The 16,228-nt window shown below is 44.3% G+C and carries 10 protein-coding genes; 4 read left to right on the top strand and 6 right to left on the bottom strand.

The window, feature by feature from the left end:
• Positions 1-698 precede the first annotated feature (698 nt).
• The 4 genes from DN068_RS12940 to DN068_RS12955 form a co-directional block, all read right to left on the bottom strand.
• On the bottom strand, positions 699-4,973 hold the full coding sequence (locus DN068_RS12940) for a T9SS type A sorting domain-containing protein (RefSeq protein WP_110999350.1): 4,275 nt from the start codon (positions 4,971-4,973) through the stop codon (positions 699-701).
• Positions 4,974-5,713: 740 nt separating this feature from the next.
• The gene (locus DN068_RS12945) at positions 5,714-10,054 is read right to left on the bottom strand and encodes a T9SS type A sorting domain-containing protein (protein WP_110999351.1); all 4,341 of its coding nucleotides are present in this window, start codon (positions 10,052-10,054) and stop codon (positions 5,714-5,716) included.
• A 572-nt stretch (positions 10,055-10,626) separates the two neighbouring features.
• Positions 10,627-11,238: a methyltransferase domain-containing protein gene (locus DN068_RS12950; protein ID WP_110999352.1), complete on the bottom strand. Its 612-nt coding sequence runs from the start codon at positions 11,236-11,238 to the stop codon at positions 10,627-10,629.
• Between the two features lie 18 nt (positions 11,239-11,256).
• Complete coding sequence (locus DN068_RS12955; protein WP_110999353.1) at positions 11,257-11,658, bottom strand: hypothetical protein; 402 nt, start codon at positions 11,656-11,658, stop codon at positions 11,257-11,259.
• A gap of 97 nt (positions 11,659-11,755) precedes the next feature.
• On the opposite strand from DN068_RS12955, the gene DN068_RS12960 reads away from it, so the two are divergent.
• Positions 11,756-12,463, top strand: a complete 708-nt coding sequence (locus tag DN068_RS12960; protein WP_110999354.1) for a Crp/Fnr family transcriptional regulator — start codon at positions 11,756-11,758, stop codon at positions 12,461-12,463.
• 85 nt (positions 12,464-12,548) lie between these two features.
• Here the strand turns inward: DN068_RS12960 and DN068_RS12965 are convergent, their stop codons facing one another.
• Complete coding sequence (locus tag DN068_RS12965; RefSeq protein WP_110999355.1) at positions 12,549-13,820, bottom strand: RNA polymerase sigma factor; 1,272 nt, start codon at positions 13,818-13,820, stop codon at positions 12,549-12,551.
• Positions 13,821-13,908: 88 nt separating this feature from the next.
• Positions 13,909-14,250 (bottom strand): YciI family protein, encoded by a 342-nt coding sequence (locus DN068_RS12970; RefSeq protein ID WP_110999365.1) that lies wholly within the window; start codon positions 14,248-14,250, stop codon positions 13,909-13,911.
• 248 nt (positions 14,251-14,498) lie between these two features.
• Between DN068_RS12970 and DN068_RS12975 the strand changes: the two genes are divergently transcribed.
• The 3 genes from DN068_RS12975 (at position 14,499) to DN068_RS12985 (ending at position 16,137) form a co-directional block, all read left to right on the top strand.
• Complete coding sequence (locus tag DN068_RS12975) at positions 14,499-15,071, top strand: hypothetical protein (RefSeq protein WP_110999356.1); 573 nt, start codon at positions 14,499-14,501, stop codon at positions 15,069-15,071.
• 195 nt (positions 15,072-15,266) lie between these two features.
• A complete protein-coding gene (locus tag DN068_RS12980) occupies positions 15,267-15,653 on the top strand; it encodes a SpoIIAA family protein (RefSeq protein ID WP_110999357.1) in 387 nt (128 codons plus the stop codon).
• 145 nt (positions 15,654-15,798) lie between these two features.
• Positions 15,799-16,137: a zinc ribbon domain-containing protein YjdM gene (locus DN068_RS12985; protein ID WP_110999358.1), complete on the top strand. Its 339-nt coding sequence runs from the start codon at positions 15,799-15,801 to the stop codon at positions 16,135-16,137.
• Positions 16,138-16,228 lie beyond the last annotated feature (91 nt).

The raw sequence follows: 16,228 nt of genomic DNA on the forward strand, positions 1-16,228 counted from the left end.
CAAGCAACATTACAATCATTACCTCGGGAATTGTTTCCTTAGCTACTTTTTTGTCGCCAATTTTAAAAATGATACTCCAAAAATAATCTCATAAATATAATGCAGATTGCTTCGTACCTCGCAATGACGCGAGGAATCCTGTATGGAGCAACAGTCTACGCGAAATCAGATCACCACGTCGTGCCTCGTGACAACACGTGGGGTTGTCACAAATGCGAGTAGTAAACCTCAGCGTTGTGTCGTCGTGATCGTCGTGAGATGTTTCGGTTTCACACTGTGTGACTTTGCCTCTTTGCTTCTTTGTGGGAAACTCATAAAATGCGAGCAGTCACCTGATTCAGATTGCTTCGTACCTCGCAATGACGCGAGGAACCCAGCATAAAGTAACAGACTACGCGAAATCAGATCACCACGTCGTGCCTCGTGACAACACGTGAGTTTGTCACAAATGCAAGTAGTAAACCTCAGCTTTGTGTCGTCGTGATCGTCGTGAGATGTTTCGGTTTCACGTTGCGTGACTTTGCTTCTTTGCTCCTTTGCACCTTCGCGTGAAACAAAGGAACGCGTGTGATAACCATCGTTGATCCGCTTCGCGTCTCCGTGATCGTTGCGAGACATAAAAATTGTGAGACATAAAAAAAAGTGCCCGGCACGCCGGGCACTTCCAAACCAACCTGTTTGACCACCAGGATTTATTTTTACAGCTGATAGATCACCTTGAAGGTGTGCACATCACTGCCATTGCTTATTTTCAGAATGTACTGACCTTGTGCCAGTCCATTGAATTGAAGGTTTTGTTTTCCTTCGTTGTTGTTCTCGATTGTTTGTACGAGCTGACCAGTACCATTGTAAACTTCGATCTTCGCACCGGCGTAACCTGATGGCAGCTCAACAGTCACTGCATTTTTAGTAACCGTAGGATACACTGCAATCGCCTGCGCCGAACAATCAGATTTCACAGATACCACTTTGCTGTAGTTATAACTTCCGTCAACATCCATCAGACGGAGACGATAATAAGAAGCACCAATGTTTATCGATTTATCAGTGTACGCATAATCACCTGTGCCTTTTACATAAGCCAGTTTTACAATCGATGCGAAGTTGCGGCCATCATTGCTGCGCTCTACGACGAACTCTTTAAAATCAACCGCATTGGCCACTTTCCAGTTCAGATTTGCCTGACAGTTTTGAACCGCAGCTTCAAAATTCAGCAGTGTAATAGACAATGGATTTAGCAATAAAAGGTGAATGGTATCGCTTACGGTACAACCATCTACGAAATTCACGGTTACAGAATAGCGTCCAGTATCTGCTGCAACCAGAGAATCAGCGGTGCTATTATTGCTCCACAGGTATTGTGAAGAAGGAACACCGAAGAAGCCATCAGTATGCAGTGTATAAGGGAACGCGCTTGCAGCAATTGCAGTATCATTACCCAAACCTCTGATAGCAGCACCAGCATTGTAAGCTGCAATCGCCCAGTTGGTATTATTACCCTGATCAATGGTATGTTGCTGACCCACAAAACTAGCAGCACCGGCACCTGTGATGCGGTTCAGTCGCACATAATCGAATGTGGTATTACCGCTTGGTCTCGTTACTGTAGCATTTGCAGACGGACTGCTGCTGGCGATCTGCGTCAGGTGACAAGGTGTGCCGCTACCGTACCAGGCGTTATTGATGGTTGTATTAGTACCGGCCGTAAACGTATAAGTATCGCCCGGGAAGAAAATCAGTGTATCGATAACATTGTTGTTGCCGGCAATAATACCGCCACCTTTGAATTCAACTCTGTGAAGGATATTCGCATCGCCTACGATACCACCACCAGCGGTAGCGCTTGTGTTAGTAAACGTAAGATTGTTTACCGTAGAAGCAGCCATGTTGACATCTGTATTAATAACAGCATATACATTGACTGTATCGTAAGATAGACCGGCTGCTTTGAAATTGTTCGTTGTAATAGACGAATGCGTAGCGTTCAGGCTATGATTAGCAACGACACCCTGGTAACGCCAGCCAAGCGGTGCAGTAACCGTAGAGTTACTGATATTCATCGCAGACACATTGTTTGTGCCAGCGGAATTATCTACCTGGTATATGTTCAGATTAATGCCAGATGCATTCCACGTACCATTAAGCACTCCGATCGTAGTTTGACCATTGCTGAAATCGTTCAACATCGTCAGACTGCTACCCGGCTTGTCAACATTCAAATCAAAATTACCCAGTACATTGCCTTTCAGGAATGCAGGACGTAAGCCGCCTTTGGCAGTTACCCATGCATTAAATGTTGCCACAGGATTAAGGATAATGCTATCACCCCAAATCTCCATAGCCCATGAAACTGATACATTCCAGATAGGTGCATTCGTTGCATTGGCCCAATTAAGATTACGGCTGTAAGCATTACCATTACTTACTGTAACCGTTTTACTCAAAGAAGTAAATCCGCTGTTAGCATCAAAATAAACATCGTCAGAAACCGTAGGGATACAAGCGCCGCCAGTACCACCACTCGTTGCACTCCAGTGTGTATTATCATTCCAGTCGCCGGCACCACCGATCCAGTAGTGAGCGCTACCTGCAGTTGAAGTAATATTCCAACCAGAGTTGCCACCTGCATCAGCACCATTCACTGCTACCGGAGGCACACCCGTCGCCACCATATTCTGCAGATAAACATTGTTCATATTGATCACAGCTGCAGGATTAAAAGCGAAAGTACCCGTAGTATTCCCTCTTAATTCCAACAAACCGCTACAAGTAGTAGATACCGCCTGGAAATATTTATTGATGGTATTAACGTTATTGAATTTATAGACACGGGAACCTGCTAATACCAAGCTATCAATTGTGTTAATACCGGTTATATAACCAGCACCTTTAAACTCCAATCTGCGGATAGTATTACCGTTGCCGATTTGTGACTGACTCGTTGCAGAAGTACCGGAAAAAATAAGACTATCGATGGTGCTTTGTGCAATGGCATCAACTGCAACACCACCAGTGTAAGCACCTTCCATATAAGGATAATACTGACCGGAAATATTGATGTAGTAATCAGATATTACATGAGAGCCGATAGTCGCCAATGTCATATTCGTGCCGTTATAAGTCCAGCCGTGACTAACACGTATATTGGTACCGGTCATATCCTGATACCGTACGGTGCTACCACCGCTGGCCATCTCGTATATATTAATCGTTTTACCCTGCATATTCACGCGGCCCGACGCCAATGACATCGATCCACCACTATTTGTCCAGCTATCAGCAAAGGTGAGCGCGCCACTGCCGGTTTTCCTGATTGTAAGGCCTAGCGTACCTAATGAACTTCCGTTAAATGTAATGGTAGAATTAACTGCAGTGCCAAGAAATGCAAGTGCGGCATTCATCGTTACCAAAGAGTTGAGTGATACAGATCCGTAGACGCTCAGGTTATAACTAACCGACTGACTAAAGGTGCAAGTACCCACGCCAGGAAGCCAGCTCATATTATAGCAATAAGCGTTACCCGTAGTTGATACAATCTTGCCACCGGATAAACCACTACCTGAGTTGAAAATTACAGTATCGGCAATGGAAGGAATACACGCACCGCCCGTGCCACCGCTGGTGGTACTCCAGTGTGTGTTATCGTTCCAGTCGCCAGTACCACCTACCCAATACAAATTAGTACCCGCAATTGAAGTCGGTGCGGTAATATTGAAACCAGTATTGCCACCACCATCCAAACCAGAAACGTTGATAGGAGTAATGTTTCCTGAAGCCATGATATTGGTCAGGTAAACGTAATCAATCAATGCAGCCGCCGAAGGTCCGAAAACCAGCTTAGCAGAATCCGCGGCAGTAATTTCAGTAAAGGCCTGACAAGTGGCGCCCTGCGCCTTCAAGTATTTATTAATGGTAGTAGTACCCGCCAGCACAGTGGTTCTATTGGCAGCCAGCAATAAGGTATCTATACTATTCCCGCCAGCCATTGACAATTTATCCGTGGCGGTCATTTTGGCGATAGTATTATTGCTATTAACATTGGTTTGCCCGCCCAGAGAAACTATGCCTAAAGTATTAGTTGGCCCTACAGTACCAGCTCCGGCATAAGTAAGCGTGTCAATAGTATTCCCGTTTGTAATAACGGAGTACGCCAGACTGGACGCCGTAAAAGTCAGCGACTTGAATGTGGTGCCACTGATGATGTTCGAATAATTGGCCACCGAACTTGTAGAAATTACCTTGTTATAAGTACCTCCGTCAGTGATTACCCCTCCGGCTGTTATCAACGAACCCGTTGCATTCAGCGTTTTGCCGGTGCCCTGATAGCGATAGCCTGTATAGGTATTGAGCGTAGTGTTGGACATGTTCCAAGTCCGTGTATTGCTATTATTACTGGCACACACATAAACCGATACAGTTTTACCGGACATATCAAATGTCCCACTTGTAAAAGAGATGCCATTTGTAGTAGTTGCGTTCGTAATTGCCGGTGCTACGAGATTATCTGCCAGCGTCAAGCTACCAGTTGTTTTACTTACATCCAGACCAAATTCGCCAAGTACGTTACCATTAGTGGTAAGCGTAGATGCTGCTGAACCTACAAACGACAATACCAGATTATACGTAGTAGTAGTAGACAGCGAAGCGTTGCCGCTTATTTGTACATTATAAGCAACATTCGATCTGCCGAAGATTGGACTATTCGGCACTGCGCCCCAACTCATGTTGTTACAAAAACCCGCGGCATCGAGTGTCACAGTCTTCGTTGCGGTAGTAGTGCCAAAACCACTGTTGGCATCAAAAAATACGTTGTCGGATGCTGATGGCACAATGCTTGGGATAGATCCGGTACTGCTGCCCAGTCGCCAGTGATTCAGATCGCTCCAGTTCCCTCCCCCGTTTACCCAATAGTAGTCCGCTGCACCCGCTTTCAGAAAGCCCAGTGCAAGCACCATTAGTAGCGCTTTTTTCATAATAGATGGTTTTGTAATGATTGTTCTCTGTTCTCAATGCAAACATATCTATTCAAAAAGTGCTTATTTGTAGAACTATAGCCACAAGCGTTGCTGCGCAACGCAGTTAATTCGTTAATTGGTTAATTCGTCGTTACGTGGTTTGGACGACGAGTAAAATGTAATGTCGATGCGAGGAAACATTCGCGTAATGCAGATCATAGAACAACAAACTTTGCAAAATCAGTTGCGACGGACGCCGCAATGACGCGTTTTATATGATGTAACAAATGCGAGTGATGACCTTCGTTGATCCGCTTTGCGACTCCGTGATCATTGCGAGCTGTTTTTAGTTGCACGTTGCGTGACTTTGCCGCTTTGCACCTTTGCGTGAAACCAGGGAACCCGAGTAATGACCGCAGTTGATAAGCTTTGCGTCTCCGTGATCGTTGCGAGAGGTTTTTAGTTGCACGTTGCGTGACTTTGCCGCTTTGCACCTTTGCGTGAAACCAGGGAACCCGAGTAATGACTGCAGTTGATAAGCTTTGCGTCTCCGTGATCGTTGCGAGAGGTTTTTAGTTGCACGTTGCGTGACTTTGCCGCTTTGCACCTTTGCGTGAAACCAGGGAACCCGAGTAACAAAACTCCGGGGCTTTGTTTCGTAGTAATCGTTACGAGACATAAAAATTGTGAGACATAAAAAAAGTGCCCGGCACGCCGGGCACTTCCAAACCAACCTGTTTGACCACCAGGATTTATTTTTACAGCTGATAGATCACCTTGAAGGTGTGCACATCACTGCCATTGCTTATTTTCAGAATGTACTGACCTTGTGCCAGTCCACTGAATTGAAGGTTTTGTTTGCCTTCATTGTTGTTATCGATTGTTTGTACCAGCTGACCAGTGCTGTTATACACTTCAATCTTCGCACCGGCGTAACCTGACGGCAGTTCAACAGTCACTGCATTTTTAGTAACCGTAGGATACACTGCAATCGCCTGCGCCGAACAATCAGATTTCACAGATACCACTTTGCTGTAGTTATAACTTCCGTCTACATCCATCAAACGTAAGCGATAGTATGAAGTACCAATGTTTATTGATTTATCGGTGTACGCATAATCGCCTGTGCCTTTTACATAAACCAGTTTTGCAATCGATGCGAAGTTGCGGCCATCATTGCTGCGCTCTACGACGAACTCTTTAAAGTCAACCGCATTGGCCACTTTCCAGTTCAGATTCGCCTGACAATTTTGAACCGCAGCTTCGAAATTCAGCAATGTAATAGACAATGGATTTAGCAGTAAAAGGTGAATGGTATCACTTACCGTACAGCCATCTACGAAATTCACGGTTACGGCATAACGACCCGTATCTGCTGCTACCAGAGAATCAACGATGCTGTTGTCACTCCACAGGTATTGAGAAGAAGGTACACCAAAGAAACCATCCGTATGCAACGTGTAAGGGAAAGCATTTGCCGCTAAAGCTGTATCATTACCCAGACCTCGGATAGCAGCGCCTGCATTGTAAGCTGCAATATTCCAGTTAGTGTTGTTACCTAAATCAATCGTATGCTGCTGCGCAGTAAAAGCTGTTCCGCCAGTACCTGTTACTCGACGTAAACGTACGTAATCGAAAGTAGTAGTACCACTTGGACGATTCACTGTTGCATTTGCCGTAGCGCTGCTACTGTAGATCTCCGTCAAGTGACAAGGCGTACCACTACCAAACCATGCTTTATTAACCGTTGTATTGGTACCTGCGGTAAATGTATAGGTAGCACCCGGAAAGAAGATCAACGTATCAATAGTATTGCCAGTAGTATAAATACCGCCGCCACCTTTGTATTCTGCGGTGCCGATGGTGTTATTGCCGCCGTTAATTCCCGCAAGTGACGCCAATGACGGATTTGTAAAAGTCAGTCTGTTGACCGTCGTATTGCTTAATACGGCACTGGTATTTACCAGGTCATTTACATTGACCTCATTATACGACATACCCAGCGCATTAAACGTTTTGGTATTGATCGTTGAACCGGTTGCATTCAGCGTATGTGCTGTTGCTGTTCCGTTATATCGCCACAAGGAGTCTAAGGAAATGTTTGCATTGCTGATGTCTATGCTTTCGGCATTAGCCAATCCTTCATTACTGATGCTCGATGCTGCAACTGTACGACCTGAAAGATTCAAAGCACCATCGTTGATGAGGAAATCAGTTTGTGTATTCGTGTAATTGCCCGCCAGCGTAAGACTACCGCCCACTTTAGAGATTCTAACATCAAAATTACCGAGTGCAGTACCTGACATTATAGTAGCCGTATTTCCTTTGAGTGTCAGCGGAGCAACTGTAAATGTAGCTGCAGGATTGAGTACCACTGCAGGGCCCCATGCTTCAATTGTCCATGCTGCCGCTTTGTTCCAGATTGGGCTGTTGGTTGCTGCAGACCAATCGATGTTGCGTGCATATGCGTTGCCGTTGTTTACCGTAACCGTTTTGCTGGATGAAGTAAATCCGCTATTGGCATCAAAATAGACGTCATCATAAACCGTAGGAATACAGGCACCGCCCGTACCGCCGCTTGTTGCACTCCAGTGTGTGTTGTCGTTCCAGTCACCAGCACCACCGATCCAATAACGTGGGGTGCCTGCCGATGAAATAATATTCCATCCTGAATTACCACCTGCATCAGCGCCGCTGACAGATACCGTTGGAACACCGCTAGCACTCATATTCTGCAGATAAACGTTTGCCATGTCTATAACTGCTGCAGGATTGAACTGAAAACCGCCTGTTGTATTGCCTCTTATTTCCAGTAAACCAGTACAAGTAGCCGCTTGTGCTTTGATATATTTATTGATAGTACTAGTTCCTGTAACCTGATAAACACGGGAACCAGCAAGAATCAGCGTATCAATCACGTTGCCCGGGCCGGCAATAGCACCAGCACCTTTAAATTCCAGACGTCCGATTGTATTGTTGCTGTCGATATTGACGCCAGAGGTTGCATTTGTACCTGTAAAAGTCAAAGTACCGAAAGTAGTACCGGAAACAGCGAAAGCCTGAGGATTGCCGGAGCCTGTATAAGTCGCATCCATTTTCGGGTAAGACAAACCATCTGTATTAATCGCATACTGCGTATTAATATAAGAGCCTGTCGCATTCATTGTTTTGTTGCTGCTGATATATGTCCAACCGTTAGATAAAGTAATGCTGGCATTAGAAATATCGAGCGAACGAACACCATTTGTGTTACCTGTAAAACGATTAATGGAAAGTGTGCGGTTGGCTAAAATCAGACCCCCGCCAGTAAACGTAATGACACCATTGCTTAAATTGGTCCAGTTATCCAAAAGCGTTACGGCGCCTGTACCTTTCTTACGCACATTAAACGTTAAAGAACCCAACGTACTGCCATTCGTTGTTATAGTAGAAGATGGTACCGTACCCGAAAAATCAAGTGCAGCATTCATGGTTACAGATGAGTTAAGTGACACGGAGCCGTAAACACTTAATGAATACGTACCCGACTCATTGAACGTACAGGTACCAACCCCCGCTACCCAATTCATGTTGTAACAATATGTGTTTCCGGTAGTCGTCACGATCTTTCCACCGGAAAGTCCGCTTCCTGAATCAAAAATAACAGTATCAGCCATAAATGGAATACAAGCGCCACCAGCACCACCACTTGTAGCACTCCAGTGCGTATTATCGTTCCAGTCACCAGTGCCGCCAACCCAGTATAAATTAGCACCTGCCAAAGATGTAGGCGCAGTAATATTGAAACCGGTGTTACCATCTCCATCCACACCGGATACAGCAATCGGCGTGATGTTGCCATATGCCTTGATGTTGGTCAGGTATACGTTGTCAATAAGCGCTGTTGCAGCAGCACCAAACATTAAACGGACTGAATCTGTAGCTGTGATTTCCGTAAATGCCTGGCAGGTTCCGCCTTGTGCCTTCATGTATTTGCTGATATTGATCGTGCCGGCAAGCGTTGACGTTTTATTGGGCGCCAGCAATAAGCTGTCAATCGTATTTACACCTGTTATCTGCATCTTATTCAGAGAGGTAAGCGTTCCAATGGTATTACCACCACTTACGAAACCCTGCACCCCGCCAAACACAACATTTCCAACTGTGTTATTGGTGGCAATGTTGCCTTGTCCGTTAAATTGAATGCTTCCAACGATGTTCGCGTTATTAATGGAGCCTTGACCGTAAAAGATAAGTGAGTCAACAACATTGTTACTTTCAATGTCCGAATAAATATTAGTTGTTGATGTAAAAGTCAGCAGGTGATAGGTCGAATTGTTGATAACGTTTGTATTTGGACCGCCTGCGAGCGTCGCCGTTGCTATGTTATAAATGCCGCCATCGGTGGTAAGACTTCCAGTGTACAATGCCGAACCCGTTGCATTCAGCGTTTTGTTGAGACCCACATAGCGATACACCGAATTAACTGTTAGATTAGCATTCGTCATTTGCAACACACGGGTGTTACTATTATCGCCTATAAAATTATAAAGCGTCACATTTTTACCTGTAATATCAAAGGTGCCGGAAGTGAAAGTAAGTCCACTTGTTCCATACACAGTAGTAGTGGCCGGCACAATGAGATTATCAGTCAGCGTAAGGCTGGAACCCGGTTTATCAACTTCCATTCCAAATTCACCCAGTACGTTGCCGTTGGAAGTGAGTGTGGCTGCTGCTGCACCTTTAAATGCAAGCAGCACATTATACGTTGTTGTGGGTGCAAGCACTGTATTGCCACTCACTTGCACGGTAAACGATGTATTGGCCGTATTGAAAAACGGACTATTCGGCACTGCTGCATTCCAGGTCATGTTATTACAAAAACCGTTAGCATCAAGCGTTACAGTCTTTGTGGCGGTAGTAGTGCCAAAACCGCTGTTGGCGTCAAAGAATACGTTGTCGGATGCCGAAGGCACAATGCTTGGGATAGACCCGGTACTGCTTCCGAGTCGCCAGTGATTCAGATCGCTCCAGTTCCCTCCCCCGTTTACCCAATAGTAATCTGCCGCACCCGCTTTCAGAAAGCCAAGTGCAAGCACCATTAGTAGCGCTTTTTTCATGTAAGATGGTTTTATAATGATTGTTCTCTTCTCATTACAAACATATCTTTTTGAAAGGGGCTTATTTGTAGAACTATAGCCACAAGCGTTGCGCAGCAACGCAGTTAATTGGCTAATTCGTTGAAAGGTTAATTCGTCGTTACCTGGTTTGCGGAGAAACAAAACAAATGCACCTGATAACTCACCGCTTTGTATCGCCGTGATCGTTGCAAGGATTTTCTGTGCCGTGTGACTTTGCCCGCTGCATGTCCTCCAGAGCGAAGCGTGAGGATGCGGGAAACTATAAAACGCGGGCAGTTATATACCAGATTACTTCATTTTCATCGAGCGCTTAACTCAATGCAAAAAGTAAAGGCAATGGCCGGCGGGGGCTACGACTCCGACGAAGATGCCGGCCATTGGATCTCTACCAGCTGCTGTCGGCAATTACGGCAGTCTTATTAAGTTAATAGGGCTATAGATTTATACGCCTTGCGCATTTTACATCAAACTATCAATATGGGACGTCTCAGGTATTAACGTCTCAGCTTTTCAACATATCAACAAAAAACGCCCCTTCTAGTATTGGAATTTCAGCGTTCAGGAGCTTTCACCCAAAACTTCAATAAACCATCCAGCTGCATGCCCACGATCTGATAACTTTCAGGCACCTCGTCCTCCATACTGTGATAAGTAACTAAGCGTGTACCATCAGGACGGTCCGCAAGCATTTTGCGCAGGTTGAAATTATAATAGCGGTAAAGGTTGTGCGAGTACTCCAGCGCATAATCGATTTTTTCAGCCCAGGCAAGATTTTCATAAAATGAATTGTAGAAGTAAAAATGATCGTACTGATCAAAATCTACCTTCGTAAAATTGCCGTGCAAAAAGAAGGCGTTATCAATACAAAGCAATTCCTTTGCGATTTCCGCCTGTCGAATCAGATCTTTTCGCTGCTCAATGCCAAAGAACGAGCACGTTGGCTGATACCATGCCGCCGCCAGACAGAATTTACCTGCACCACTACCGATGTCGAGTATTTTACTCCCTTTGTCAACCGCTAAAAACGCGGCCGCTTTTTGAGCAACAACTAAAGGCGTCCAATGGCGGCTTGCGAGTGCCCGTATGTACGCCGGATAAATTTCATTGAACTGTTTATCGTCCTTAAACCAGCGATCTGTATACATTTTCCTTACTTCGGTCATAGGGATTATTATAGGGGCTTATGATTTGGCATGTTTATTTTTTCCGTTCATCCCATATTCTTTGGGCGGCACCAGGCCGTTTCGGTCATAAGGCTTTGCAGGAATTATCCGCACCAGCCAGCAGGCGCCGTCGGGCAATAAGCGGTTCATTTCTCCATTTACAAGCAGACCGTTGAGCTCAGCAATTTTGCCTGCAACCGGCATGTTCAAATCTATCTGATAGTCTTTGTAATAAACAGATGCAATCAATTGCCCCGCCTCTATATAGCCCGAAATATCTGCAAACACGATCTTATCAATCGCTTTAAATCCTGTCAGTTTAAATTTGCCAACACCCACATCAGCAACGGCACCTTTAAAATCAATCCAATCGTGTTCTTGTGTAAAATAACGCTGGGCTGTAATCGTATTTAAACTCATCCTGCAAAATTACCCGCACAGCTATTCAGCCGCGGTGAATGATTTTACACGAAAAAGTGATATTTATCACCTTTTAAAGGTTTTACCTTTGCTGTTCATGAGTATTCAGGGCCTTTTCCCAATCGACAAATGGGACTTCAAAAGTGAATCCGTTCTCCAGGACTTGCCACCGGAGGATTTAAAATTACTGCTGGCCCATAAATCGGAAGATGCCTATAAGAAAGGCGAAGTGATTTTCAGGGAAGGTGCGTACCCCACCGGCATTTTTTATATTACTGAAGGAAAAGTCAAAAAATATAAGGTAGACAAAGACGGTAAGGAGCAGATTCTGTATGTGGCCAACAAGGGTGAAATCATCGGCTATCATGCAATCCTTTCCGAAGACCGCTACCCTGACGCAGCCGCAGCATTGGAAGCTTCTGTAATCACGTTTATTCCCCGCGAAGATTTTCTCGCTGCGATTCAAAATTCTCCGGTATTGAGCAAACGTTTGTTGAAAACACTCAGCCATGAGTTTACCGTATTGACCAATAGTCTTTCCGCCCTTGGACAAAAAACGGTACGCCAGCGACTAGCACTGCATCTGATTGTACTGCGTGAAAAATACAAAGTTGATTTTCAGCCGGGCGATCCTGTGGTAATTAATATGCGACGCGAAGATCTGGCGGGCATTGTAGGAACTGCCAGGGAAAATGTTATTCGCATACTGAAAGAATTTAAGGAAGAAGAAATCCTGCAAACAAAAGGCGCGCAGATTATCATTTATGATATCGGCAAATTAATCGCGATTGCAGACTGGAAATAATGTTGGGTTAATGCGTTAAAAAGTCAAAGAGTTAATTAAGTTAAAGATGTAACCATACGCTGGAGAACAACTTAAAACGTACAACCTACAACGTAAAACTATCGCCATCGTGTCGGGAGTCCTTTTCTGGAATAGGTATTAGCCTGAAAACCTGTTTTTCCAAAACCTTTCGTTCTGCTTCCGATTTTGTGAGCAGTATCGCCTTCCGGTAATGTTCCAGCGCTTTATTGCTATCCAACCCGGTGTACAGATAACCCAACAACCCATGAAAATAACCGGACTCTTTAAGATTTAATTTTTCCGCTTCGCGAATGCCATTATCGTTTCCATAAACTTTTGCATAAGCGAATACTCTGTTTAATGCTGTGACCGGCGAATATTCCACCACAATGAGTTCGTTGTACAAATTCAGGATATGTTGCCATTTCTTTGGATCAGCAGTCGTGGTATGCCAATAAGCAATGGCAGCTTCGAGATGGTATTTTGAAAGCTCGGTGCCTTTGCTGGCCTGTATCAGATAGTGATTGCCTTTTTGTATCAGCGCCTGATCCCACAAGCTTCTGTCCTGCTCGTCAAAAAGTACAGCCGCGCCGCTTTCATCTGTACGTGCTTCCAGTCTTGAACTTTGAAAACACATCAGCGCCAGGAGCGCGTTAGCTTCCGGCGTATCGGTAAGCTCGTTGCCGGTGAGTACCAGCGCCAGCCGGATCGCTTCGAGACAGAGATCTTTACGGATTAAAAGACTATTGCTCTTAGAAAAATAGCCTTCATTAAATAAGAGATACAACGCCCTAAGCACGACTTCGAATCGTGTTTTAATTTCATCTTCGCTTAATGATTTGATCTGAAAATTTTCATTACGCAGATTTTCACGCGCTCTTTGCAAACGTTTTTTGATCGTTTCCTGTTTTGCAAGCAACGCATTCGAAATTTCCACCAGACTAAAACCACAAAGGATTTGCAACGTCAGACAGAGTTGCGCTTCCGATGAATTGACCGGATTGCACGCCGCAAAAATCATCGCCAGCTGACTGTCCGAAATCGTCTGATGATTAAAATCAAAATCAAGCTCCGTCCACGATTCATCATGCATCAATCCTTTCCTGATTTCAGTTTCAAAAATGGCTGTATGTTTCAGATAGTCTTTGGCTTTATTCCTCGCAACGGTATACAACCAGGCGGCGGGATTTTCCGGAACACCTTTCTGGGCCCAGTATTCTGAGGCTTTCAGAAAAGTTTCACTCGCAATATCCGCTGCAATTTCAATATGCCTGAAATGAAAAGTCCTGCAGAGCACCGCAACAATCTTGCTGTACTCCGTACGGAATAAATGCGGTGTGAGCTCCTGTGGTCCCATAAAATGATAAAAATGTGAGTAGTGGGTTGTCAATAGTGAGCAACAATATCCGGAACTCAAAATTCACTATTCACCACTCACATCAAAGCTACATCACATTAATTTCCCTTACTTCCACTTCGCCGCCGAAATTAAATATCGGGCAGCCTTTGGCAATTTCAGTTGCTTCATCGAGACTGTCCGACTTGATCAGTGTGTAGCCCATAATCGATTCTTTGATCTCCGTGTACGGACCGTCAGAGATGATTCCGTCTCCTTTTTTTACGACCGTGCCGGCACGATCCAAACGGTTACCACGATCGGATAATTTATTCTGTGCGGCGATTCCACCGATCCAGTTCATCCAGTTTTGCGTGTTTGCCTGCATTTCTTCCGGCGTTTTTGGCATCGCATTGTAATCTGCTTTGAATACTAACAAGAACTCTTTCATGATTTTTAGTTTTTTGATTCTACAGTTATGACGATCGATATGCTGCAACAGGGACAAAGTTCGGCGGATTTTTTTCAAATTCTTTTTCAGTGTTTGGCAGCCAGCGCTGTAACTCCGGTTAAACATCGTTGCGACGCATTACGTTCATCGCCGGTGCTACTATTGAGGATTGCCTTTGTATGTTATCATTTTATTTCGTCCGTCATAATCAATCATTTAGTCTATAAGTTTACAGCAAATAAATCCTGATGAAAAGAATTCACCTGTTACTCCTTATCGCAGGTTTGCTGTTGGCCTCATTCCGGAACGATCATTTAACAATCAGACCCATAACGATCGGCGAGGTTCAAGATGACACCGTAGTACACGAAATTGAGCTCATCACCAAAGATCTGGCTGAGCCCGGAAAGAAACTTACCGGACTGATAAAGATTGGCCACATTAAACAACACAACAATCTTGTCATGTGCAACCAAAAAGGAGTAGCATTTTATGTACGCTATCAAACTACACCAAAAAGCTGCGTCATTAAAAATAGTAGTGCATCCTTTTCCCTTTCCGTAAAAGACAGCCTGATCAGAAGTCTCGACGCCCGTCATGTGACGTTTATGCTGGAAATGGATTCTACTGCATTTACCGAAATCAACAAAATACTTGAAGACAGATATGCAGGCACCAACATAACTGTACAGAACAATTTTTACGCATCAAAAGACATCACCAGAAAATACTTTGTACTCAGTACCTCCAACCAAAAATCCAGCCTTCGTCTGATATTTGTAGTCGGCAGAGGATATTTGTATGCTTGTGTGATGATTTAGGAAGCATTATCTCTTCGCCCACATCGATTTTGAAAACCTGAATGAATAGTAATTCTGGCGCCGCAATGTGCGACGCAACTCCGCTAAACAGGAAATGGCAGCTGGTGGCAAAAAAGCACCCAGGCATGATATTTATCAGATTTCCGTTACCATCTCTTATTTAACTTTAGCTACGCTTAAAAAAAAACAATCATCATGCTCAACCAAATCAAAACTTTCGAAGGAAACGTGCTCGCACTGGAATTGACCGAAACATTTACCGAAGCCGATGCGCAATCTATCAAACAACTTTTTGAAGAGAAATTAGCAAACGGTGCAGCTCATGTCAACCTCCTGATTAAAGTGAAAGATATGTCTGTGATGAAACACATGGACTGGCGCGCTTTTGTGGACGGTGAAGTGTGGGGTTTTAAACACTTTGGTAAAATAGGTCGCTGTGCAGTAGTAGCACATTCCGACTTTATTAAAGCTGCCGTAAAAATTGAAAGCAAAGTTTTGCACCTTGCCAATTCCGCTTTTGAAGAAAGATATTTTGATACCGATCAACTGGATGAAGCTATGGCATTTATCAGTGCGGCATAGGTGAAGGAGGGGAAACGTCAAAAATGAAGGGGGAAACCTAACGCAAGTAAAATTTTAGGTTTTGACTTTTGACTTTAAAAGTGATTAATGTCACCGTTTAAGTCTGGTCGTTTTTTTACTTTTGCCGCCATTAAAATTTCGTAAAATGAGTGAATTCGCCCCATGTCCGCAGTGTAAATCTACGTTCACCTATCAAATGGATAATCTGCTGGTATGCCCGGAATGTGGCCATGAATGGAATCCGGAAGAAGCCAGTATCAGTGAAGATACGTTTGTCGTAAAAGACTGCAATGGTAATATCCTGCAGAACGGCGATACGGTAGTAACAATCAAAAACCTTCCTGTAAAAGGCGCTACGCAAAGTATTAAAGCAGGTACGAAGGTGAGAAATATTAAACTGGTGGACAGCGATCACAACATCGATTGCAAGATCGATGGATTTGGTGCAATGGCACTCAAATCTGAATTCGTGAAGAAAGCGTAATAATTTTTTACTTGAATAGTCCTGAAAAAAGTTGACGGATTTTAAATAGTCCCGGTTGCCTCAAGTGGCCGGGATTTTTTATGCACCTGTT

The sequence above is a fragment of the Taibaiella soli genome (genome assembly GCF_003236175.1).
Taxonomy (GTDB): Bacteria; Bacteroidota; Bacteroidia; order Chitinophagales; family Chitinophagaceae; genus QKTW01.

Excerpts from the sequence above, each read along its gene's own strand:
- DN068_RS12940 (WP_110999350.1), bottom strand. The coding sequence starts at position 4,973 with ATGAAAAAAGCGCTACTAATGGTGCTTGCACTGGGCTTTCTGAAAGCG.
- DN068_RS12945 (WP_110999351.1), bottom strand. The coding sequence starts at position 10,054 with ATGAAAAAAGCGCTACTAATGGTGCTTGCACTTGGCTTTCTGAAAGCG.
- DN068_RS12950 (WP_110999352.1), bottom strand. The coding sequence starts at position 11,238 with ATGACCGAAGTAAGGAAAATGTATACAGATCGCTGGTTTAAGGACGAT.
- DN068_RS12955 (WP_110999353.1), bottom strand. The coding sequence starts at position 11,658 with ATGAGTTTAAATACGATTACAGCCCAGCGTTATTTTACACAAGAACAC.
- DN068_RS12960 (WP_110999354.1), top strand. The coding sequence starts at position 11,756 with ATGAGTATTCAGGGCCTTTTCCCAATCGACAAATGGGACTTCAAAAGT.
- DN068_RS12965 (WP_110999355.1), bottom strand. The coding sequence starts at position 13,820 with ATGGGACCACAGGAGCTCACACCGCATTTATTCCGTACGGAGTACAGC.
- DN068_RS12970 (WP_110999365.1), bottom strand. The coding sequence starts at position 14,250 with ATGAAAGAGTTCTTGTTAGTATTCAAAGCAGATTACAATGCGATGCCA.
- DN068_RS12975 (WP_110999356.1), top strand. The coding sequence starts at position 14,499 with ATGAAAAGAATTCACCTGTTACTCCTTATCGCAGGTTTGCTGTTGGCC.
- DN068_RS12980 (WP_110999357.1), top strand. The coding sequence starts at position 15,267 with ATGCTCAACCAAATCAAAACTTTCGAAGGAAACGTGCTCGCACTGGAA.
- DN068_RS12985 (WP_110999358.1), top strand. The coding sequence starts at position 15,799 with ATGAGTGAATTCGCCCCATGTCCGCAGTGTAAATCTACGTTCACCTAT.